Raw genomic sequence first — 22,968 nt, 5'->3', positions numbered from 1 at the left:
GCATGCTTCACGTTCCAGGTTCGGGCCCCGGGCGCGCAAGGCCCGGGGCTCGGAAGGGTCTCAGACCAGGGCCGCGGCGATCTCGGCGGCGAGCCTGGCGTTGTTCTTCACCAGGGCGATGTTGGTGACCAGGCTGCGACCGGCTGTGAGTTCCAGCATGCGGCCGAGCACATAGGGCGTGACCTGCTTGGCGCGGATGCCGTGGCGATCGGCATCCGCGATTGCGGTGTCGATATAGCCGCGCATTTCCTCGGCCGGGATCTCGTCGGCGAGCGGCACCGGATTGGCGACCAGCATGCCGCCCTCGAGGCCAATCTCGGCGCGCTTGGCGATGAAGGCTGCGATCTCTCGCGGCGCGTCGAGGCGCAGCGGCGTGGGCAGGCCGCTCTGGCGCGACCAGAAGGCCGGCAGTTCGTCCTGGCCGACGGTGACGACCGGCACGCCCAGCGTTTCCAGCACTTCCAGCGTCTTCGGGATGTCGAGCAACGCCTTGGCGCCGGCGCAGACGACCGTCACCGGGGTCTTGGCGAATTCGTAGAGGTCGGCCGAAACGTCATAGGTCGTCTCGGCGCCGCGATGCACGCCGCCGATTCCGCCCGTCGCGAACACGCGGACGCCGGCGAGATGGGCGGTGATCATGGTGGCCGCCACCGTCGTGGCGCCCGGGCGGCCGGTCGACAGCGCGAAGGCGAGATCGGCGCGCGACACCTTCATCACGTCCTTGAGGCCGGCGAGGCGCTCCAGCTCGTCCGCCGTCAGGCCGACCCGGATCTTGCCGTCCATGATGGCGATGGTCGCCGGCACCGCGCCATTGGCCCGCACGATGTCCTCGACGGCGCGCGCCGTCGCGATGTTGTCGGGATAGGGCATGCCATGGGTGACGATCGTCGTTTCCAGCGCGACCAGCGGCTTGCCTTCGGCCTTGGCCGCCGCGACTTCGTCGGAAAGGATGATGAGATCGGACTCGTACATTCTGTGGATCACCATTCTGAGGGGGCGGACCGGCACCGGTTCGGCGAAGCGCATCCGCGAAAAGGCGGACCATGGCCGATCGCCCCCGTTCTCGGCAAGCCTTGTCCGCGCCGGTCGGCCATGCCCGGCGCACATGTCGCGCCGGTCGATTGCAGGCCGAGCCGTTTGCGGTTCTTATCGGCGCTCGATCGACCCAATCCGGCCTTGGCCGGCAGCAAGAGGCCTCCAGCATGTCGAAGACCGCTCTCGTCACCGCCGCCAGCAAGGGAATCGGCGCGGGGATCGCCCGCCGCCTGGCCGCCGACGGCTACCGGGTCGGCCTGCTCGGCCGCTCGGAAGGCGTCGAGGCGCTGGCCCGGGAACTGGGCGGCTTCGCCGTGCGCGGCGATGTGACGAATGCCGGGGATCTGCAGGCGCTGGTCGAGCGCGCCCGGGCGGAGACGGGGCGGATCGACGCCATCGTCGCCAATAGCGGCCATGCCGCCAAGAAGAAGCTGCTCGATCTCGACGACGACGACTGGCGCGCCGCGCAGGACATGTTCCTGATGCCGACCGTCCGGCTGTTGCGGGCGGCGCGCGCCGATCTGGAAGCCTCGAAGGGGGCCTTCGTCGCCATGTCGAGCTTCGCCGCCGCCCGGCCGGATGGCGATTTCGCCTCGTCCTCGGTGCTGCGCGCCGGGCTTTCCGCCTATGTCGCGGTGGCGGCGCGCACGCTCGCCAAGGATGGCATCACCATCAACGCCGTCGCGCCCGGCTTTATCGATTCGCTGCCCAGCACGGCCGAGCGGATCGCCCGCATCCCGGCCGGCCGCTATGGCGAAGTCGCCGAGCTTGCCAGCGCCGTCGCCTATCTCGTCTCGCCGCTGGCGCGCTATGTCACCGGCCAGACGATCACCGTCGATGGCGGCCTGACATCCTGATCCGTCGCGCGGGCGGGGCTACTTGTCCTTCAGGTAGTCCGCCACGGCGGCATAGGCCGGCAGGCTCGTCGGGTCGTTGGCCGCGTTGCTGGTGACCGGGTTCGAGGCGAAGCGGGCAATCACCATATGCGCGGCCGGATCGACATAGATCGCCTGGCCGTGCACGCCGCGCGCCATGAAGGCGCCGTTCGGATTGTTGGTGATCCACCACATGCCGGTATAGCTCCAGCCCTTGAGCAGCGGGTAGTCGGCCTTGGCGAATTTGGCCGGGTCGCCGCCGGCGCGGATATGGGCGATCGCGGCCTCCGGGATCAGGCGCTCGCCATTCATCGTTCCGCCGCCCAGCATCAGTTGGCCGATCCGCGCGAGGTCGCGCAGGCCGGCATTGAACCCGCCGCCGGCAAACGGCGTGCCGATCGAATCGACCGTGTAATAGGCGTCCAGTTCGGCGCCCATCCGACTCCAGATCCGTTCCGACAGCAGCGTGGCCACCGACTTGCCGGTGACACGGGCGATGATCCAGCCGAGCGCATCGGAATTGATCGTCTTGTAGCCGAAGGCGGCGCCATGCTCGCCTTCCTTGCGCACCGTCTTCAGGTAGTCGAAATAGCTGCGCGGACCCTTGTAGTCGGCGGGCTTCGGCAGCGGATTGCCGGCGGCCGAATAGATCCAGACATCGGCGTTCGGATCCGAATAGTCTTCGCTGTAGTGAAGCCCGGTGGTCATATCGAGTACCTGGCGCACGGTCGCGTCGCCGAAGGCGCTACCGGCGAGTTCCGGCACCAGCGTCGCCACCTTGGCCTTGTCGTCGATCGTCCCCTCGGCGACGAGTATTTCGCCCAGCAGGCCGGTCAGCGACTTGGTTACCGACATCGCGGCATGCTGCCCGGTCTCGTCCAGGCAGCCGGCATAGCGCTCATAGACCAGCACGCCCTTGTGCAGGATGACGAGGCCATCGGTATAGTTGACGTCGAACGCCTCGCCGAACGTCATCGGCTTGGTGCCGCCGAGCGGCATGAAGCTCAGGCCCTCGATCGAATTGTCGATCCTCCGCTCGAAGAAGCGCAGCGGCCCCAGGCCGCGCCCGACGCCGATCGTCGGCATCAGCTGGCGGAAATGGCAGACCGTCCAGCGCAGCTTGGGAAAGGTGAAATAGTCGCCATCGCTGAAGCGGATGATCTTGTCGGCCGGCGGCGGCGCGCCGACCATCCAGCCCAGCGTCGCGGGATCCGATTGCTGCGCTGTCATCGGGATCGCCTCCTCGGCGCGGGCAGAGGGGAGCAGTGTCATTGCGCCGCCCAGGCCCAGGGCGACGAGGGCGGCCAGGCGACGGGGCAGGGCGCAGAGAGGGGACGGAGCTGGAATCGGGGCAGGCGAGAGCGACATCATGCGGTCTCCTGGAGGTCCGGCTTGCGGCTCGCAATGGCGGCGTCCGTGCCTTCCTCGCCGCCACTCTAGCCCGCCCCGCGCCCCGCGGCTCAAAAAAGAGGACCGAGGTCGCGGCATTGCCGCTTGAAGACGAGAACAAAACGTGTACATTGTCCCTGTTTGCTCACGTCCGAGCGGTGTGGAATAAGGAGCGCCGGAATGTCTCAATCTTCTCTCCGTCTCGTCGAAGGGGCCACAATGGACAAGTCGAAGGCGCTGGATGCAGCGCTCTCCCAGATCGAACGGGCCTTTGGCAAGGGCTCGATAATGCGCCTCGGCCAGAACAAGGCCGTCGAGATCGGAACCGTTTCCACCGGCTCGATCGGGCTCGATATCGCGCTCGGCATTGGCGGCCTGCCGCGCGGCCGAATCGTCGAGGTGTACGGTCCGGAATCGTCGGGCAAGACCACGCTGGCGCTGCAGACCATCGCCGAAGCGCAGAAGAATGGCGGCATCTGCGCCTTCGTCGACGCGGAGCATGCGCTCGATCCGATCTATGCCCGCAAGCTCGGCGTCAATCTCGACGATCTCCTGATCTCGCAGCCCGATACGGGCGAGCAGGCCCTTGAGATCACCGACACGCTGGTGCGGTCCGGCGCCGTCGACGTGCTCGTGGTCGATTCGGTCGCGGCGCTGACGCCGCGCGCCGAAATCGAAGGCGAGATGGGCGACAGCCTGCCGGGCCTGCAGGCCCGCCTGATGAGCCAGGCGCTGCGCAAGCTCACCGCGTCGATCTCGAAGTCGAACACCATGGTGATCTTCATCAACCAGATCCGCATGAAGATCGGCGTGATGTTCGGCAATCCCGAGACCACGACCGGCGGCAATGCGCTGAAGTTCTACGCGTCGGTCCGCCTCGACATCCGCCGCATCGGCGCGATCAAGGAGCGCGACGACGTCGTCGGCAACCAGACCCGCGTCAAGGTGGTCAAGAACAAGCTGGCGCCGCCGTTCAAGCAGGTCGAATTCGACATCATGTATGGCGAAGGCATCTCCAAGATGGGCGAGCTGGTCGATCTCGGCGTCAAGGCCGGCATCGTCGAGAAGTCGGGCGCCTGGTTCTCCTATGACAGCCAGCGCCTCGGCCAGGGCCGCGAGAACGCCAAGGGCTTCCTGCGCGACAATCCCAAGGCAGCCGCCGCGATCGAGCTGGCGATCCGCCAGAATGCAGGCCTGATCGCCGAGCAGCTGACCAAGGGCGAGCCCGAGTCGGATGACGGCGAGGACGACGCGCTCGAGGCATAGGATCGAGGACAGGAAGGACGGTCGGCGTCCTTCCTTCGCCTTGGGGGCGGATGCCGCGCGGCGGCGGGACCGGTGGCGCCGGCCCGTCCGATCGGCGGCAGGCAAGCTCCGGCGCGACCGGGGCGGCCCTTCGTCCCGGTGGATCGACGCGGCGTTAAGGACGGCTCACGCGTTTTCTGGACAGTCCGGCGACCGGTCGCTACAAACGCCCGCACAATTCCTTCGGCGGGGTACGCTCTTGCGCGCCCCCCTCTGTAGCAGGCGGGTCAGTTTCCATGAGCAGCGTCAACGACATCCGGTCGGCGTATCTCGGCTTCTATCAGAAGAACGGTCACGAGATCGTCGCGTCGAGCCCGCTCGTGCCGCGCAACGATCCGACGCTGATGTTCACCAATGCCGGCATGGTCCAGTTCAAGGACTATTTCACCGGCCGGTCCGCCGCGCCCTATCCGCGCGCCACGACGTCGCAGAAATGCGTCCGCGCCGGCGGCAAGCACAATGATCTCGACAATGTCGGCTACACCGCCCGACATCACACCTTCTTCGAGATGCTCGGCAATTTCTCGTTCGGCGACTATTTCAAGGAACGCGCGATCGAGCTGGCCTGGACGCTGGTCACCAGGGAATTCGGCCTGGCGCGCGAGAAGCTGCTCGTCACCGTCTATCATGACGACGAGGAAGCCTTCGGTCTCTGGAAGAAGATCGCCGGCCTGTCGGAAGACCGGATCATCCGCATCGCGACGTCGGACAATTTCTGGCAGATGGGCGATACCGGCCCGTGCGGCCCGTGCTCGGAGATCTTCTTCGACCATGGCGACCACATCCCCGGCGGCCCGCCCGGCAGCCCGGACGAGGATGGCGACCGCTTCATCGAGATCTGGAATCTCGTCTTCATGCAGTTCGAGCAGACCGCGCCGGGCAACCGCGTGCCGCTGCCGCGTCCGTCGATCGATACCGGCATGGGCCTCGAGCGCGTCGCCGCGGTCATGCAGGGCGTGCATGACAATTACGACATCGACCTGTTCAAGGCGCTGATCCGCGCCTCGGTCGAGGCGACCGGCGTGCCGGCCGAAGGCGCCAACCGCGCCAGCCACCGCATCATCGCCGACCATCTGCGCGCCACCTCCTTCCTGATCGCCGACGGCGTCCTGCCGTCCAACGAAGGCCGCGGCTATGTGCTGCGCCGCATCATGCGACGCGCCATGCGCCACGCGCATTTGCTGGGCGCGGCCGAGCCGCTGATGTGGCGCCTGGTGCCGGCGCTGGTCCGCGAAATGGGCCAGGCCTATCCGGAACTGCTGCGCGCCGAAGCGCTGATCACCGAGACGCTGCGGCTGGAGGAAATCCGCTTCCGCCGCACGCTGGCACGCGGCCTGACGCTGCTCGACGACGCGACGGGCACGCTCACCAGCGGCGCGACGCTCGATGGCGAGACCGCGTTCAAGCTGTACGACACCTATGGCTTCCCGCTCGACCTGACGCAGGACGCGCTGCGCGCCCGCGGCATCGGCGTCGATATCGACGCGTTCCAGACGGCGATGGAGCGGCAGAAGGCCGAGGCCCGCGCCAATTGGGCGGGTTCGGGTGATACCGCGACCGAGACGGTCTGGTTCTCGCTGCGCGACAAGCTCGGCGCGACCGAGTTCCTCGGCTATTCGGCGGAAGCGGCCGAAGGCAAGGTGCTGGCCCTCGTTCGCGACGGCGCCGAGATCGCCGAGGCTAAGGCCGGCGAGCCGGTGTCGATCGTCGTCAACCAGACGCCGTTCTACGCCGAATCGGGCGGCCAGGTCGGCGATGCCGGCCGGATCGAGACCGAGGGCGGCGCCGTCATCCGGATCGAGGACACGCAGAAGCGCGCCGATGGCCTGTTCGTGCATGTCGGGCAGGTCGAGAGCGGTTCGGTCAAGACCGGTGACGCCGTGCGGCTGGTCGTGGATCATGGCCGCCGCGGCACCATCCGTTCCAACCATTCGGCGACCCATCTGCTGCACGCCGCACTCCGCCGCGTGCTCGGCGATCACGTCGCCCAGAAGGGCTCGCTGGTCGCGCCGGAACGCCTGCGTTTCGATTTCAGCCATCCGAAGCCGATCGACGAGGCCGAACTCGCCGCCGTCGAGGAGATCGCCAACCAGATCGTGCTGCAGGACGCGCCGGTCGTCACCCGCCTGATGGATCGCGACGAGGCGATGCATTCCGGCGCGATGGCGCTGTTCGGCGAGAAGTATGGCGATGAGGTACGCGTCGTCACCATGGGCGAGGAGAACGGCAAGCCTTATTCGGTCGAGCTTTGCGGCGGCACTCATGTCGGCCGCACCGGCGAGATCGGGCTGGTCACCTTTGTCGGCGAGAGCGCGGTCGCGGCCGGCGTGCGCCGCGTCGAAGCGCTGACCGGCAAGGCGGCGCGCGAGCATCTGGAGCTGCAGGACAAGCGCCTGAAGGCGGTCGCGGCGGCGCTCAAGGTGCGTCCCGACGAGGCGGCGGACCGGGTCCAGTCGCTGGTCGAGGACAAGCGTCGCCTGGAGCGCGAGCTTGCCGAGGCCAGGAAGAAGCTGGCGCTGGGCGGCGGTGGCGGCCAGGCGGCCGGCGACGGCGTTCGCGAGGTCGGCTCCGTGCGCTACCTTGGCCGCGTGGTGTCGGGCATTTCGCCGAAGGACCTGAAGGGGCTCGTCGACGACGCCAAGAAGTCGGTCGGTTCCGGCATTGTCGCGATCGTCGGCGTCTCGGATGACGGCAAGGCCGGTCTGGTCGTCGGCGTCAGCGAGGATCTGGTCGGCCAGTACAGCGCCATCGATCTGGTTCGGGCCGGTTCGGATGCGCTGGGCGGCAAGGGCGGCGGCGGCCGGCCGGACATGGCGCAGGCCGGTGGCCCCGATGGCGCCAAGGCCGACGATGCGCTGGCGGCGATCGAAGCGGTACTGGCAGGCTAGTTCCGGCGGGGCGACGCCCCAGCAAAGGATAACGCTGTGGAACATCTCGCGGCGGGCAGGGAACTTCTGATCTTCCTGGTCGCCGCGGGCATTGTCGTTCCGCTGTTCCAGTATATGCGGCTTGGCGTCGTGCTGGGTTTTCTCATCGCCGGCGTGGCGGTGGGCCCGGGCGGCTTCGGGCATCTGGCCCAGACCCTGCCGATCTTCGGCTATGCCGCCATCACCGACGTGACCCGTCTGCAGACGCTGGGCGATCTCGGCGTGCTGTTCCTGCTGTTCACCATCGGCCTGGAGCTGTCGCTGTCGCGGCTTGCCGCGATCGGCAAGATGATGGTTCAGGTCGGCGGCCTTCAGGTCATCCTGGCCACCGGCGCCATCTACGCGCTCGCCGCGATGGCCGGGTTCCAGTTCGACGATTCGCTGGTGCTCGGCATGGCGTTCGCGCTGTCCTCGACCGCGATCGTCACCCAGTCGCTGATCGAGCGGAAGCGTCTCGTGGCGCCGGTGGGCCGGACGACGCTGGGCGTGCTGATCCTGCAGGATCTGACGGTGGTGCCGGTCGTTATCGTCGTCGGCATCCTGGGCACGGCCGGGGCGACGGCCGGCAGCAGCGTCGGTCTCGCGCTGGTCCAGGGCATCGGCATCGCGGTCGCCGTCGTCATCGCCGTGCTCGCCCTCGGCCGTTTCCTGATCAAGCCGTTCATGCAACTGGCGGGGGCCACCGGGAATCGCACCCTGCTGATCGCGATCACGCTGCTGATCATCATCGGCGCCGGGGCGTTGACCTCGGCGGCGGGGCTCTCCTCGGCGCTTGGCGCGTTCCTGGCCGGCCTGCTGCTCAGCGAAAGCGAATATCGCCATCAGCTCGATGTCGATGTGGAGCCGTTCCGGGATCTGCTGCTCGGCCTGTTCTTCATGACGGTCGGCATGACGATCGATCTCGATATCGTCTATCTGCAATGGACGATGGTGCTTCTGGCGCTCGTGCTGATGCTGGCGGTCAAGTTGGTGACGGCCTATGTCGCCGCGCGTCTGGTCCGCGTCGAGCGGCCGGTGGCGATCGAGATGGCCTTCCTGCTCGCCGGCGCCGGCGAGTTTGCCTTCGTCATGTTCGCGCTGGCGTTCCGCGACAACGTCATCACCGCCGATGTCGCCCATTTCGCGACCACGGTGGCCGCGCTCTCCATGATGTTCACCCCGGCGCTGGGCATGGTAGGCGGGCGCATCGCGAAGGCGATCGAAGGCCGGACCCATATGGCGAAACACGGTTTCCACGCCGACGAGGCATTCTCCGACCACGTCATCATCGGCGGCTATGGTCGCGTCGGGGGCATGGTCGGCGGCCTGCTCCGCGCCGAGGGCATTCCCTTCGTCGCGCTGGATCTCGATGTGGTGCATGTCGAGCGCGCGAAGAAGGACGGGTTGCCGGTGTTTTACGGCGATGCGACGCGCGCCGAGATCCTGACGCGGCTGGGCGCGGAAAAGGCGCTGGCCTTCGTCGTGACGGCCGATGGCGGCGACATGGCGAAGCGCATGGTCGAGGCGATCCGCTCCCGCTGGCCGCACGCCACGATCCATGCCCGCGCGCGCAGCGTGGCGCATGCGCGCGAACTGCTCGATCTTGGGGCCACCCATGTCGTGCCGGAGGCCTTCGAAGGCAGCCTGCAGCTGAGCGGGGAATTGCTGGCGTCGATCGGCCTGCCTACGGAGGTGATCGCCAACCGACTGGCGGTCGTGCGCGCCGTCGTCGAGGCGAGGTTGAGCGAGGAAGAGCCTTACCCGACCGACTCCAGGGTGGCGGCCGGCGCCGCGACGCGGCCCGGCGACGACTGACCCGCCGCGATGGCGGGTCAGCCGGTGGTCTCGTCAGTTCACCAGGAAGCCGCCATCGACCGGCAGCGCCACGCCGTTGATCATCGAGGCGCGGTCGGAGAGCAGATAGGCGATCGTCTCGGCGACCTCGCGCGGCTCGATGAAGCGGCCGAGCGGGATGCGCGCCAGCATCGGGTCGGCCTTGGCCGGGTCGCTCCAGGCCTTGACCGCCATCGGGGTCAGCGTCACGCAGGGATTGACGGCATTGACGCGGATGCCCTTGCGGCCGAGCTCGTTGGCCATCACCGTGGTGAGCCCGTCCAGCCCGCCCTTGGAGGCGCAATAGGCGGCGTGGTCCTCGAAGCCGATCCAGGACGAGAGCGAGGAGACGTTCACGATCGCGCCCTTGACGCCGCGCTCGATCATGTTGCGCGCGGTTTCCTGGGCGACGACCGCCGCGGCGATCACGTTGACGTTGTAGAGATGCTGGAAGCTCTCGACCTTGGCGTCGAGGAACGGCTCCAGCGTGGTGGTGCCGGCGCAATTGACCAGCAGGTCGATCGGCTGGGCGGCGCGGGCGGCCTCCCGCGTCGCGACCGGGTCGGCGAGGTCGACGGCATAGGTCTCGCAGCCGATCTCGGCCGCCAGCGTCTCCAGATCCTTCGGATCGCGCGAAAGCGCCACGACGGTGGCGCCATATTCGGCCAGCAGCAGCGCCGTGGCGCGGCCGATGCCCTTGCCGGCGCCGGTGACCAGGATGCGCTTGCCCTTGAATTCAGTCATGGATTTCCTCCCGATATGGTTGAGCGAAACTAGCCCGAACCCTAGCGAAAAGGCCATGGGGTTGATCGCATCCGATAATCGTCCCCAGATTGTCAGGGGCTGCGCACGATGAAGCCACGCGCCAGCGGGCGAGAGCACCGCGCTTCGCCCGGAGGGGGCGTGGACAGAAGCGTCATGCGGCGTGCGTGGGGTCGTGATGCAAGGCGGATGATGGCTCGCTCCGCCTTGCATCTTCTGGGGCTCCCGTCGAGCGTCAGTCCGGGCGGCGGTTGGCGCTCTGGCGTTCGATCATCCAGCCGGGATATTCCGCCGGCAGCGCGCTCACTTCATCGAGGCGCTTCAACTCCTCGGCCGAGAGCGTAACGCTCGTCGCGGCGAGATTGTCGTTCAACTGTTCCACGCTCTTGGCGCCGATGATGACCGAGGTCACGACCGGCTGGTGCAGCAGCCAGGCGAGCGCGATGCGGGCGACCGAGACGCCCCTGGCGTCGCCGATCTCGCGCATCACGTCGATGACGTCGAAGGCGCGATCCTTGTTGATCGGCGGGAAGTCGAAGCTGGCGCGGCGGGCGCCATCCGGCCCCTTGCCGTCGCGATCATACTTGCCGGAGAGGAAGCCGCCGGCGAGCGGGCTCCACACCATCAGGCCGACCTTCTGGTCGCGCAGCATCGGCGCGATGTCGCGCTCCAGGTCGCGGCCGGCGATGGTGTAATAGGCCTGCAGCGAGGCGAAGCGGGCCCAGTCCTTGTGGTCGGCGATCCCCAGTGCCTTCATGATCTGCCACGACGCCCAGTTGGAGACGCCGACATAGCGGACATGGCCCTGGCGGACGAGATCGTCGAGCGCCCGCACGGTTTCCTCGATCGGGGTCAGCGGATCGAAGCCGTGGATCTGGTAGAGGTCGATATAGTCGGTGCCGAGCCGCTTCAGGCTCGCCTTGACGGCGTCCATGATGTGGCCGCGCGAGGCGCCGCGATCGTTCGGACCCGGGCCGGTCTGGCCGAGCGCCTTGGTGGCGAGCACGATGTCCGAGCGCTTGCGGCCGGAATTGACCATGGCGCGGCCGGTGACTTCCTCCGAAACGCCTTCCGAATAGACGTCAGCCGTGTCGATGAAGTTGACGCCGGCATCGAGCGCGCGGGCGACGATGTTGTCGGCGACCGACTGGTCGAGCTGGCCGATCGCCGTCCAGAAGCCGCGACCGCCGAAGGTCATGGTGCCGAGGCAGATTTCGGAAACGAGAAGTCCGGTGCCGCCGAGTGTCTTGGTGCGCATAAGTGAGATCCGTTCTGGTGAGGGGCGCCGGGGGCGCCAACCGGGAGATAGGGCAGGGGGCCGGACGCGCCAGGGGCGGTCCGGGTACAGGCTGGAATGGCTAGAAGCTGCCGTCCGTGGTCGCGGACAGCGGACGGGTCGCTTCGAGTTCGGATTGGAGCCGCTCGATCTTGGCGGCGAACACGCCGGCGGAATCGGAACCGGCGGCGTAGCGGAACAGCGGCTTCTCGCGGGCGGCGAGTTCGACGAGCACGGCCGCGAGCTTGGCCGGGTCGCCCGCCTGCTGGTGGTTGCGATCGCGATAGCCGGCGCGGATCTGGGCCGAGACATCGGCATAGTCCTCGATCGGCCTGGCGCCGAAGCGCACCGAGCTTTCGTCCAGGAAATCGGTCCGGAAGAAGCCGGGCTCGACCACCGTCACATGGATGCCGAAGGGCTCGACTTCCTGGGCTAGCGATTCCGAGAAGCCCTCGATGGCGAACTTGCTGGCGCAATAGAGCGAGCCGCCGAGCCCGCCGCGGATGCCGGCGATCGAGGAGATGTTGAAGATATGGCCGGCGCGCTGCCGGCGCATCACCGGCAGGACCGCGCGGGTGACGTTGAACAGGCCGAACACGTTGGTCGCGAACTGGCGTTCCGCGTCGTCGGGCGCCGATTCCTCGAACAGGCCGAGATGGCCATAGCCGGCATTGTTGACCAGCACGTCGATGCGGCCGAACTTATGGACGGCGGCTTCGACGGCGGCCGGGATCGCGGCGGGGTCGGTGACGTCGAGCGCCAGCGCCAGGACGCGGTCGGCATCCGCGGCAAAGCCCGTGCGGATCTTGTCGGGGTCGCGGCCGGTGGCGACGACGCTGTCGCCGCCCTGGAGTGCTGCCTTGACGATCTCGGCGCCGATGCCGCGCGTCGAGCCGGTGACGAACCAGATCTTGCTCATGTCGAACTCCTTCGATTGCAGGAGGAAGATGGGGCGTGGGGTAACGAACCGTTACCAGGAAGCTACCAGCTTCTTGCCTGATCCTCTCAGAGTGCCGATCCGGGCTGCGACCGCGCTTGCGCGAGGCGACAGCCGGATGTCTTATCGGGCCATCATGGAAGCGATGAACGAACTCCGCGCGCTGATCGAACGGCATTGCGTCTCGACCCGTTTCGAGACGGCGATCCCGCGCGTCACCCTGTTGCGCTCCTGCACCCAGACCGGGCCGGCCCGCGTGCTCTACGAGCCGCTATTCTGCGTCGTGGCCCAGGGCCGCAAGCAGGTGATGGTCGGCGACAAGATGCTGATCTACGACACGGCCAAATATCTGGTGGTCTCGGTCGACCTTCCGGCCAGCGGGTCGATCCTGGATGCCAGCGCCACCGAGCCCTATCTCGCCTTCAGCATGCGGCTCGACCGCGGCGCGCTCGCCTCGCTGCTGCTCGAACTGGCGAGCATCGAGGATGATGGGGCGCCCTCGGCGGGCATGGCCGTCAGCCCGATCGACGCGGAATTGCTCGATCCTGTCGTCCGTCTGCTGCGCCTGCTGGACCGTCCCCGCGACCTGGCGATTCTATCCCCGCTGATCGAGCGCGAAATCCTCTATCGCCTGCTGACCGGGGCGCAGGGGCGCATGCTGCGGCAGATCGCGCTTTCCGACAGCCGGCTATCCTGCATCAGCCGCGCCATCGACTGGATCAAGCACAATTACAGCGAGACGATGCGCGTCGAGGCGCTGGCCGAGATCGCCGGCATGAGCGGATCGTCGTTCCACCGCCATTTCAAGGCCGTTACCTCGATGAGCCCGCTGCAGTTCCAGAAGCAGATCCGATTGCAGGAGGCCCGCCGCCTGCTGCTCGTGCAGCGCGCCGACGCCGGCAGCATCGGCTTCGCGGTCGGCTATGAGAGCCAGTCGCAGTTCAGCCGTGAATATAGCCGCCTGTTCGGCGAGCCACCGGCGCGCGACGCCGCCAGGCTGCGCGACCTCTCGGCGCTCGATCCGCAGCGGCTGTCGCAGCCCGTCTGACCGCCGCCAACGAAAAACGGCGCGGGAGGGCCCGCGCCGTTTCCGATGCTTGGCTGGAAGGCCCTCTATTCCTTGACCGCGCCCGTCATCGACGAGACGTAGGAGTCGACGAAGAACGAATAGAGGATGACGACGGGAAGCGAGCCGAACAGGGCGCCCGCCATCAGCGCTCCCCATTCGAACACGTCGCCGCGCACCAGTTCCGTCAGCACGCCGACCGGGATCGTCTTGTTCTCGGACGACTGGATGAAGGTCAGCGCGTAGATGAATTCGTTCCACGACAGGGTGAAGGCGAAGATGCCGGCCGAGATCAGCCCCGGCACGGCGAGCGGCAGGATGACCTTGATCAGGATCTGCCAGCGCGTCGCGCCGTCGACCAGGGCGCTTTCCTCGAGTTCGAAGGGAATCGAGCGGAAATAGCCCATCAGCAGCCAGGTGCAGAACGGAATCAGGAAGGTCGGATAGGTGAAGATCAGCGCCAGCTTGGTGTCATAGATTCCGAACTGGAAGACGATGACGGCGAGCGGGATGAACAGGATCGAGGGCGGAACCAGATAGGCGAGGAAGATCAGCAGCCCCGCCGGTCGCGAACCGGTGAACCGCACCCGTTCGATCGCGTAGGCGGCGAAGACGGACGCCGCCAGGGAGAGCACCGTCGAGCCGAAGGCGACCAGCATCGTGTTCCAGAGCCAGCCGGGATAGGAGGTCTCGAACAGCAGGTACTTGATGTGGTCGAGCGTCGGCTCCACCACCCAGAACGGGCTGTATTGCTCGTAATTGGTGAGCTGGTGGTTGGGCTTCACCGCCGTGATCGCCATCCAGTAGAACGGGAAGATCAGGACGAAGACGAAGACGGCGAGCGGAAGATAGACCGTCACGATCCGGCGGGGCAGGCGGTTCAGATAGCTCATGCCCTCCGCGTCGTCGTTGAGGGTCGGGTCGTTCTGGGCGGTCATTGCCATGGTATTTCTCCTAGTCCTGTCCGCCCTGCTGCCACTTCCGCCGTTGCAGGCCGAAGAAGCTGAACAGGATCGCTGCGAGCAGGAAGGGGATCATCGCGACGGCGATCGCCGCACCCTCGCCAAGCTGGCCTCCGGGGATGCCGCGCTGGAACGAAAGCGTCGCCATCAGGTGGGTCGCGTTCACCGGGCCGCCCTTGGTCAGAACATAGATCAGCTGGAAGTCGGTGAAGGTGAACAGGACCGAGAACGTCATCACCACGGCAATGATCGGGCTCAGCATGGGTAGCGTCACGAGGCGGAAGCGCTGCCAGCTGGTGGCGCCGTCCAGGGATGCCGCTTCCTGCAACGACGGGGAGATCGTCTGCAAGCCGGCCAGCAGCGAGATGGCGACGAAAGGAATGCCGCGCCAGACATTGGCGGCGATGACGGAGATGCGGGCGTTGGTCGGGTCCCCGAGGAAATTGATCGGGCCGTCGATCCAGCCGATCTGCATCAGCGACCAGGAGATGATGGAAAACTGCGCGTCGAAGATCCACCAGAAGGCCAGCGCGGAGAGAACCGTCGGCACGACCCAGGGCAGAAGGACGATGGCGCGGAAGAAGGATTTGAACGGCAGTTGCTCGTTCAGGATCATCGCCAGCCAGAGGCCGAGCGCGAATTTGAGGACCGAGGCGACGAAGGTGTAGACGACCGTGTTGAAGACGGAGGTCCAGAAGACCGGGTCATCCCAGAGATAGCGATAGTTCTCGAGGCCGATGAAGACGCCGTCACGGCCGATCTTCGCATCGGTGAAACCAAGCCAGACGCCGAGGCCGAGCGGATAGGTCAGGAAGCAGATCAGGAACACCGCCGCCGGCAGCATGAACATCAGTCCCATCGCATTCCGGCTCTGGAACATATCTGCTATGCGCGATGGCGGCTTTGGGGTGGGGTAGGCACTCATGGACATCTCCGCGCCCAGCAAGGAATCAGGGTGTTTCCCGCCGCTTGCGCGGCGGGAAAGGAAGGCGCCGACTAGACGCGGTAGTAGCGCTGGGCCCGGCGCTCGGCCTGAGCGATCGCGTCTTCCGGCGACATCTGGCCGGTGACCGCGGTCGCATACATGTCGACCAGCACATAATCCGCCATCGTCGCGGCGGAGGCGGTGCCGAGCGGGCCGGCATAGCCGTTGGGACGCAGGGAACCCGATGCCTTGGCATAGGCGGCATGGATCGGATTGCTGGTCCAGACGGGGTTGTCGGCGAAGGCCTTGAGCGGCTGGCAGCAATAGGCGCTGGCGCCTTCGATCCAGTTATTCATGTTGTCGGCCTGATACATGAACTGCAGATAGGCCTTGGCGGCTTCCGGATACTTCGTGTGCTTGAACACGGAGAGGGTCGAGGCCTGGTGCAGCTCGACGGACTCACCCACCGGGCCGATCGGCAGATTGACCGAACGCATGTCCTCCGCGATTTCCTTCATCGAAGGATCCTTGATGGCGGCGTAGTAGATCGAGACGCCATTGGCGGTCAGCGATATCTGGCCGGCCAGGAAGGCGCGGTTGTTGTTGACGTCCTGCCAGCTCTCGGTTCCCGGAATGAAGGTCTTGTAGAGCTCCTGCGCATATTTGACCGAAGCCAGCGTCTCCGGGCTATTGAGGACGACATTGCCGCTCTCGTCGACCATCTTGCCGCCATGGCTCCACAGCAGCCAGTGGGCATAGTTGTTGCCGTCGCCGACCGCCTTGCCGTGCGGGAAGCCTGCCGGGGTGCCTTTCGCCTGCATGGCCTTGCAGAGTTCGAGGAAGCCGGCCGTGTCCTTGGGGAATTCGCTGAAGCCGGCCGCCTTCATGTGGCTGTCGCGATAGACGACGGCGTTGCCGATGGCGCAAAGGGGCAGGGCGATGAACTTGCCGTCGCGCTTGGCGTAGCCCTCGAGGCCCGGATACCAGCCACCATGGGCGCTGCCCAGATATTCGCCGAGTTCCGTCAAGTCGACCAACTTGTCGGGATATTGCTGCGGGTCGTCGAACCAGCTCATCACCATGTCGGGGCCCGAGCCGATATTGGCGGCGACGGCAGCCTTCGGGCGGACGTCTTCCCAGCTTTCCTTGTCGATGCGAACCGGGACGCCGGTCGCGTCGGTGAATTTCTTCGTGTTGGCGAGCCAGGCGGCTTCTTCCCCCGGGACGAACGGGACCCAGCGCAAGAGTCGCAGCGATGCGCCTTCCTCCGGCTTGAAGGTGGGCGCGGCCGCCTGCGCGAATGCCGGGTTGATACCCAGGCCGCTCAAGCCGGTGGCTGCGACGAGTCCTGCGGACGTGGTCAGAAAATGGCGTCTGTTCAAAGTCATGGGGTTCCTCCTCCTCCTGCTTTTGCGGGATTTGCCTGGCAGGCAGGCGCCGTCCCGAAGCGGCGCTTCGTCAGGGAATTGGCCTAAAGGCGAAGTCCCGTGGCGGCATTGAAGATATGCGTCGAAGTCGTGTCGATGCCGATGTTCAAGGTCTCGCCCGGCTTGGCGGCGACGCGTTCGCGGAACACGCAAGTCACCTCGGTGCCGGCGAGCCTGGCGATGATCTGCGTTTCCGAGCCGGTGGGCTCTGTCACCAGCACCGTAGCGGGGATGCCGGCCGGATCGAGCCGCATCGCCTCAGGCCGCAGGCCGTAGACGAGATCCTGGCCCTTGGCGGCCTCGATCTCCCGGTGGACCGGGAGCACGGTTCCGTCGGTGGCCAGGAAGCGGCCCGCATCGTTCGGGTCCAGGCGCCCCTTGATCATGTTCATCGAGGGCGAACCGATGAAGCCGGCCACAAAGAGATTGACCGGCCGGTCATAGAGGTCCAGCGGCGCCCCGATCTGCTCGACGCGGCCATCCTGCATGACGACGATCTTGTCGGCCATGGTCATGGCCTCGATCTGGTCGTGCGTCACATAGACCGTCGTGGTCTTCAGGCGCTGGTGCAATTCCTTGATTTCGGCGCGCATGGCGACGCGCAGCTTGGCGTCGAGATTGGAAAGCGGCTCGTCGAACAGGAACACCTGCGGATCGCGGACGATCGCCCGTCCCATCGCGACGCGCTGGCGCTGGCCACCGGAGAGCTGGCGCGGGTAGCGTTCCAGAAGATGGGTCAATCCGAGGATCTCGGCGGCCGGGCGGACGCGCTCGTCGATCGTTGCCTTGCTCGCGCCTTTCAGCGTGAGCGAGAACGCCATGTTGGCGGCGACCGTCATATGCGGATAGAGCGCATAATTCTGGAAGACCATCGCGATGTCGCGTTCCTTCGGCGGTACGCGATTGACGACCTTGTCGCCGATGCGGATCTCGCCAGCGGTGATGTTCTCCAATCCTGCCAACATCCGCAGCAGGGTCGACTTGCCACAGCCGGACGGGCCGACAAGGATGACGAACTCGCCATCATCGATCTGCACGTCAACGCCCCGGATGATGGGTTGAGCGCCGAAGGACTTCTTTACATTTACGAACTCTACTGACGCCATGCACGTCCTCCCGGAACTTTATGTTAGTGCCGCCTTCGGCTGAATCCTGGCGGTGATTGTTTAAATCGCGCGATTGGTTCTGGTCGTTGATGCCGGGCGGCTGGGGCGCGATGCCTTCCCCGCACGCATCGACGGCCCGTCACGCGAGACGGTCCTGTGCATTCCGCCTGTACGGGCAGTGTCGCGAGAGACTATCGCCATCCGCGCCCCATACGCCGGCCCGGCGTCCGCGCAGGACCCGCGTTGTCGCAGGGCAGGGTCCCTGCCGCTGGCGTCGGTCTGGTTGCTCCGACCGTTGTGTCGATGGGCTGACGGAAAAACCGGGCCTTCGCACGTCGCCGCTCCAGGGACAGCCTCATTCCTCGCACAATGCGCAGTGTGAACTCGGCCAGATTGTCAAAGACAGCTTCTCCCTCTGTCCGTGAACGCGTCCTATCGCGCAAAGTAATTGATCATATGAAAAGTTATAGACCAGGGTCAACCAACTACCGGGGAGAATTTCAAATAACACGGGAGTCTGTGTGTTTGTTGCGATGCAACAAAGCCGTGATCGTCGACAATTCGAAGGTAGGAATACTTGTAAACTATCGATAATTTTGCGGTAGTACACCGAGATGTTTTCAACTGACGCAATCGTAATGTTGCCCTGTGCGTCAGGAGCTCGGCAACTCGGCGCGATGGTCGCCCGTTTGTGCGGGGTCTCTTCCGTCGATCGCCGACGCGGCGAGGCCCAAACAAAAACGGCGCGGGGATGAGCCCGCGCCGTTCGTGTTCCGCTAGGGGAGTTTGGCTTATGCCATCGCCTTGGTCAGGTTCTCGCTGACCTTGTCGAGGAAGCCCGTGGTCGACAGCCACTTCTGGTCCGGACCGACGAGCAGCGCCAGATCCTTTGTCATGTCGCCGGCCTCGACCGTATCGACGCAGACCTTCTCGAGCGTCAGCGCGAACTTTGCGAGTTCGGCGTTGTCGTCGAGCTTGGCGCGATGGGCGAGGCCACGCGTCCAGGCGAAGATCGAGGCGATCGAGTTGGTCGAGGTCTCCTTGCCCTGCTGGTGCTGGCGGTAGTGGCGCGTCACGGTGCCGTGGGCAGCTTCCGCTTCGACGGTCTTGCCGTCGGGCGTCAGCAGCACGGAGGTCATCAGGCCGAGCGAACCGAAGCCCTGGGCGACCGTGTCGGACTGCACGTCGCCGTCGTAGTTCTTGCACGCCCAGACATAACCGCCGGACCACTTCAGGGCCGAAGCGACCATGTCGTCGATCAGGCGGTGCTCGTAGGTGATGCCGGCGGCCTTGAAGGCGGCGGCGAATTCGGCGTCGAACACTTCCTGGAACAGATCCTTGAAGCGGCCGTCATAGGCCTTGAGGATGGTGTTCTTGGTCGAGAGATAGACCGGATACTTGCGCATCAGGCCGTAGTTCAGCGAAGCGCGCGCGAAGTCGCGGATCGATTCGTCGAGGTTGTACATCGCCATGGCGACGCCGGCGCCCGGGAACTTGAAGACTTCCTTCTCGATGACGGTGCCGTCTTCGCCCTCGAACTTGATCGTCATCCGGCCCTTGCCGGGGACGAGGAAATCGGTGGCCTTGTACTGGTCGCCAAAGGCATGACGGCCGACGATGATCGGCTGGGTCCAGCCGGGAACCAGGCGCGGCACGTTCTGGCAGATGATCGGCTCGCGGAAGATCACCCCGCCGAGGATGTTGCGGATCGTGCCGTTCGGCGACTTCCACATCTCCTTGAGGTTGAACTCCTTCACGCGGGCTTCGTCCGGCGTGATGGTGGCGCACTTGACGCCGACGCCCACCTTCTTGATCGCTTCGGCCGCCTCGATCGTCACCATGTCGTTGGTGGCGTCGCGATGCTCGATGCCCAGGTCGAAATACTGGAGGTCGAGATCGAGGTAGGGGTGGATCAGCTTGTCCTTGATGTTCTGCCAGATGATCCGGGTCATCTCGTCGCCGTCGAGCTCAACGACGGGATTGGCTACCTTGATCTTCGCCATGGATGAGAACCTCGCTTCGGGGTTGTACGGCTCGGCTTGCCGGCGGAAGGAGGTCGCGGGCGGCAAGGCAGCGCCGAGGATGGTGCGGGCTCCCCTATAGCATCGCACTCAAAACGCGCAAAGGCGGGCGGGCAGGAGAATGTTGCCGCGGCGGGGGGAGGGCGGGATCGGATGGCTTCGGATTGGAAGCGCGTCAGAATGGGCTGGTCGACAGGGGGCGGCGCCGCTTGCGGATGGCGCGCTTGATCCGGGCGTGCAGGCGCCGCGTCGCGCTCAGATGCAGTTCCAGATGCGCATGGACAGGCCATTTGCCGGCATGGAGCGCCGCGACCCCGCATCGCAGCAGCGGTCGTGGAATGAACGCCGCCAGCTTGCGAATGGCCTTGCGTTCACCGAACGCCACCGCCAGTTGCCGGACCTGTTCGTCGAAGAACCCGTCCCGGTTCCATTCCGCGAGATCGCCCGGTGTCGTGAGGCCGCCGAGCTGGAACAGGAAAGCCAGGGAACTCCAGTACCGCTTCTCGCCGATCCGGTTCGAGAAGTCCGATGCGTTGGCGACCAGGACTCTGGCCATCTCGCGGGCGCGTACCCTGTGAAACTTTGTCGCCGGACCGCCATCGCCCCCCATGGCGGCCAGACTCGGCGCCGAGGCTGCGAAGTTGTCGCCATGGATTCGATAGGTCGAGAGGGGAAGCTCGATCAGAGCCGAGCCCCCGAGGCAATGTGCGAGGCGGTTGAAGTGACCATCCGCCGAGAGTTTCGCCATGTCGTCCGGGGCGCATTGCGGCCGGAGAATATCGAGGATGTGGCGACGGTAGACGTTCGACGTGCCGGGAGACCAGGGCCAGGTCAGGGGCGTTGGCGGCAGCAGGAACGTGTGCTTGCCGAGCAGGTCATAGAGCTTGCCGTCGATGCTTCCGAGCCGGGGTACCACGTCGGCGGAGCGCAATCCGCCCGGTGTCGCTATTTCGTGGACGCTCTCCCGGCTGCGCGAGCCACTGAACAGGCCGCCGTCCGGTCCCGTCTCCAGGGCGGCACTGGAGGTGAACGCAATGTTGTGGCGACTGGCCAGATGGACCTGGATATGCACCGAGGCAAAGTTCGACAGGAGCGTATCGTCCGAATCGATGAACGCAACGAATTCGCCTGATGCCTGTTCCAGTCCGAGCAAGCCGGCGCCCAAGGAACCCAGGTTGACCTCGGCATGACGGATGCGAAAGTGCGGGTCGTCGCCGACGTGACGCGCGATGACGTCCCGGCTTTCATCCGTCGAGGCATTGTCGACGATCACGACCTCGAAGTCCGGATAATCCTGCCTCAGGATCGAGTCGATCGTGCGCCCGATATACCGGCCATAGTTCCAGTTTCGAACGATGAAAGAGACCTTGGGAAGCCGCGCTTCTCCGGCGATCGCCAGCCTGGAAGCCGCGATACCGCCGATCGTCAGATCTTCGCCGCCGGCATCGCTCGGGGGCGGCAGATTCCCGGAACCTGAGACTTCCAGGCGGTCTTGCATGGCTTGAGGTAGGCCTTTTTCTGGGTGCCGATCTCTGTCGACTTGAGAGGCTGCCGCTGAATAGAGCCGCCATCGGGCGACTGCGTGGCGGTTGCCCGGTAGCCGCCCATTGGTATGCACGTGCCGGGCGGGACGCAATGACTGGATTGGAATTCATCCAGTATAGTCGATCAGCAGACCCTACCGATGCGCGATCCCCCGGAATGCAGCGCCTGATTTGCCATTCGGCAGGGACCTGAATTCCCTTCGTCGGCGCTGCGAGCGGGTTGGGCCCGATCCAAGCGCTCCACCTCGCTATCGACATCAACGGCGCCGGGGTCGATCTCAACCAACCGATCGTGACCGAACCCGGCGCGCCGGCCTGGTTCATCCAGGACTATCCTCGCATCGCCCGACGTTTGCGGCCCCTGGCTTTGCGCGCGCGGAGATACTGGCGTACGGCCTCACGCATCCGACGGAGGACGGTCGTGCGCAGAGCGATCTGCACGTGGAGGGGCAGGCGACTCCCGTATTGCTCCTTGAGCACGGCCAGGACGGCCGGGCGCGGCAGCCGTTCATCGAGCTGGTGAATCGCTTGGCGCTCGCCAAAGGCGCTGGATAGCAGAGGCAGCAGGCCGTCCGCCCGCGCCGCGATCTGCGCGGGGCCTGGCATCTGGCTCGGGCCCGGCTGCGGGCCGACCAGCAGCAGAGCCAGCCCGTTCCAGTAGCGTTGCGAACCGATGCGACGGACAAAGTCCGAGCCGTTGGCCGCCCAGACGCGAAGCGTGTTCCGCTCGTCGATGGCCGTCCGCGATCCGGCCTCGCGGCTGGCTGTCGGCTCGGGAAGGGCGGTGAGCCGTGGGCTCGAAAGCGGGATCCCGATCGACGCCGACCCGCCCAGCATTTGGCACAGCGGCGCATAGTGCGTGGACGCCGAGGATGGCTGTTCCGTCGCGGCGACGGCCTGCGGATCCAGAAGATCGAGGATGAAGCGCCGATACATCTTTGCGGCATCGGGAGACGTCGTCCAGCCCTGCCTCGTCGGTTCGATCAGCGCCACGCGCGATGCCAGGTCCGCGAAAGCACTGTCGTCGATACAGGCGAGCCGCAGGACCGGCGTCCCCGGTTGCGGCCAGGCGGCGGATGGTTCGGACAGCGGCGAGGGCGGGCCGTCGCGCTCCGGTCTGGCCGTGAAGAACGGCGAAGCGGTGAAGGCGACGCTGTGACGGCTCGCGAGATGGGTCTGGATATGGATGGCGGCGAAGTTCGGCAGGGGAAGTTCCGTCGCCTCCAGGAAGGTGATGAACTCTCCTTCGGCGGCGGCAAGCCCAAGAGACGCTCGGCCAAACGGCCCCGGATCCGTGTCCACGGATACGATCTGGAAGCGGCGATCGCCGGCGATCTGGCGCTCGAGGGCGGCGTGACTGGAAGCCGTTGCGCTTGCGTCGACAAGGATCGCCTCGAAACGCGGGTAGCTCTGCTTCCGCACCGCCTCGATGACCTGGGCGAAGTCGTCGTCAGGCTTCCCCGTGAGGACAAAGGAAACCAGAGGCACCTGGATCGCGCCCGGGTGGGCAAGGGCCGATTCGCCGCGGTTCTGAATGAAGAAATCGGATCTATCCATGGCGCTTTCGATCCGGTGAGACCTGGTCGGATGGTGAGACCT

At 65.9% G+C, this 22,968-nt stretch carries 17 protein-coding genes; 5 read left to right on the top strand and 12 right to left on the bottom strand.

Annotated features, from left to right (window positions below):
* Nucleotides 1–60 precede the first annotated feature (60 nt).
* The gene (locus OSH10_RS00420) at nucleotides 61–972 is read right to left on the bottom strand and encodes a pseudouridine-5'-phosphate glycosidase (protein ID WP_266329474.1); all 912 of its coding nucleotides are present in this window, start codon (nucleotides 970–972) and stop codon (nucleotides 61–63) included.
* Between the two features lie 230 nt (nucleotides 973–1,202).
* Here OSH10_RS00420 and OSH10_RS00415 point away from each other — a divergent pair, with 230 nt between their 5' ends.
* Nucleotides 1,203–1,892 (top strand): SDR family oxidoreductase, encoded by a 690-nt coding sequence (locus OSH10_RS00415; RefSeq protein WP_266329473.1) that lies wholly within the window; start codon nucleotides 1,203–1,205, stop codon nucleotides 1,890–1,892.
* A gap of 18 nt (nucleotides 1,893–1,910) precedes the next feature.
* Here the strand turns inward: OSH10_RS00415 and OSH10_RS00410 are convergent, their stop codons facing one another.
* Nucleotides 1,911–3,140: a serine hydrolase domain-containing protein gene (locus OSH10_RS00410; protein ID WP_266329472.1), complete on the bottom strand. Its 1,230-nt coding sequence runs from the start codon at nucleotides 3,138–3,140 to the stop codon at nucleotides 1,911–1,913.
* 339 nt (nucleotides 3,141–3,479) lie between these two features.
* Between OSH10_RS00410 and recA the strand changes: the two genes are divergently transcribed.
* The 3 genes from recA to OSH10_RS00395 all read left to right on the top strand — a co-directional run bounded on the left by recA (nucleotide 3,480) and on the right by OSH10_RS00395 (nucleotide 9,325).
* Nucleotides 3,480–4,565, top strand: coding sequence for a recombinase RecA (recA, locus tag OSH10_RS00405; protein WP_266329471.1), 1,086 nt, complete (start codon nucleotides 3,480–3,482; stop codon nucleotides 4,563–4,565).
* 275 nt (nucleotides 4,566–4,840) lie between these two features.
* Nucleotides 4,841–7,492, top strand: a complete 2,652-nt coding sequence (alaS, locus tag OSH10_RS00400) for an alanine--tRNA ligase (protein WP_266329470.1) — start codon at nucleotides 4,841–4,843, stop codon at nucleotides 7,490–7,492.
* A 36-nt stretch (nucleotides 7,493–7,528) separates the two neighbouring features.
* A complete protein-coding gene (locus OSH10_RS00395; protein ID WP_266329469.1) occupies nucleotides 7,529–9,325 on the top strand; it encodes a cation:proton antiporter domain-containing protein in 1,797 nt (598 codons plus the stop codon).
* A 33-nt stretch (nucleotides 9,326–9,358) separates the two neighbouring features.
* Here OSH10_RS00395 and OSH10_RS00390 read toward each other — a convergent pair whose 3' ends face one another.
* The 3 genes from OSH10_RS00390 to OSH10_RS00380 all read right to left on the bottom strand — a co-directional run bounded on the left by OSH10_RS00390 (nucleotide 9,359) and on the right by OSH10_RS00380 (nucleotide 12,300).
* Complete coding sequence (locus tag OSH10_RS00390; protein ID WP_266329468.1) at nucleotides 9,359–10,087, bottom strand: SDR family oxidoreductase; 729 nt, start codon at nucleotides 10,085–10,087, stop codon at nucleotides 9,359–9,361.
* 253 nt (nucleotides 10,088–10,340) lie between these two features.
* Complete coding sequence (locus OSH10_RS00385) at nucleotides 10,341–11,363, bottom strand: aldo/keto reductase (protein ID WP_266329467.1); 1,023 nt, start codon at nucleotides 11,361–11,363, stop codon at nucleotides 10,341–10,343.
* Nucleotides 11,364–11,463: 100 nt separating this feature from the next.
* The gene (locus OSH10_RS00380) at nucleotides 11,464–12,300 is read right to left on the bottom strand and encodes an oxidoreductase (RefSeq protein WP_266329466.1); all 837 of its coding nucleotides are present in this window, start codon (nucleotides 12,298–12,300) and stop codon (nucleotides 11,464–11,466) included.
* A gap of 163 nt (nucleotides 12,301–12,463) precedes the next feature.
* Between OSH10_RS00380 and OSH10_RS00375 the strand changes: the two genes are divergently transcribed.
* A complete protein-coding gene (locus OSH10_RS00375; protein WP_266329465.1) occupies nucleotides 12,464–13,366 on the top strand; it encodes an AraC family transcriptional regulator in 903 nt (300 codons plus the stop codon).
* A gap of 65 nt (nucleotides 13,367–13,431) precedes the next feature.
* Here the strand turns inward: OSH10_RS00375 and OSH10_RS00370 are convergent, their stop codons facing one another.
* The 7 genes from OSH10_RS00370 to OSH10_RS00340 form a co-directional block, all read right to left on the bottom strand.
* Nucleotides 13,432–14,328 (bottom strand): carbohydrate ABC transporter permease, encoded by an 897-nt coding sequence (locus tag OSH10_RS00370; RefSeq protein ID WP_266329464.1) that lies wholly within the window; start codon nucleotides 14,326–14,328, stop codon nucleotides 13,432–13,434.
* Nucleotides 14,329–14,338: 10 nt separating this feature from the next.
* Nucleotides 14,339–15,226, bottom strand: coding sequence for a carbohydrate ABC transporter permease (locus tag OSH10_RS00365; RefSeq protein ID WP_407660641.1), 888 nt, complete (start codon nucleotides 15,224–15,226; stop codon nucleotides 14,339–14,341).
* Between the two features lie 116 nt (nucleotides 15,227–15,342).
* A complete protein-coding gene (locus OSH10_RS00360) occupies nucleotides 15,343–16,659 on the bottom strand; it encodes an ABC transporter substrate-binding protein (RefSeq protein ID WP_266329462.1) in 1,317 nt (438 codons plus the stop codon).
* An 83-nt stretch (nucleotides 16,660–16,742) separates the two neighbouring features.
* Nucleotides 16,743–17,804, bottom strand: coding sequence for an ABC transporter ATP-binding protein (locus OSH10_RS00355; protein WP_266329461.1), 1,062 nt, complete (start codon nucleotides 17,802–17,804; stop codon nucleotides 16,743–16,745).
* 791 nt (nucleotides 17,805–18,595) lie between these two features.
* Complete coding sequence (locus OSH10_RS00350; protein ID WP_266329460.1) at nucleotides 18,596–19,807, bottom strand: NADP-dependent isocitrate dehydrogenase; 1,212 nt, start codon at nucleotides 19,805–19,807, stop codon at nucleotides 18,596–18,598.
* A 193-nt stretch (nucleotides 19,808–20,000) separates the two neighbouring features.
* Nucleotides 20,001–21,323 (bottom strand): glycosyltransferase family 2 protein, encoded by a 1,323-nt coding sequence (locus OSH10_RS00345; RefSeq protein ID WP_266329459.1) that lies wholly within the window; start codon nucleotides 21,321–21,323, stop codon nucleotides 20,001–20,003.
* A gap of 376 nt (nucleotides 21,324–21,699) precedes the next feature.
* Nucleotides 21,700–22,926 (bottom strand): glycosyltransferase family A protein, encoded by a 1,227-nt coding sequence (locus OSH10_RS00340; protein WP_266329458.1) that lies wholly within the window; start codon nucleotides 22,924–22,926, stop codon nucleotides 21,700–21,702.
* Nucleotides 22,927–22,968: the final 42 nt, after the last annotated feature.

This window comes from Kaistia defluvii, from assembly GCF_026343955.1.
Taxonomy (GTDB): Bacteria; Pseudomonadota; Alphaproteobacteria; order Rhizobiales; family Kaistiaceae; genus Kaistia; species Kaistia defluvii.
Note: the sequence above shows the minus strand (reverse complement) of the source record. Positions and strands in the feature narration are given on the sequence as shown.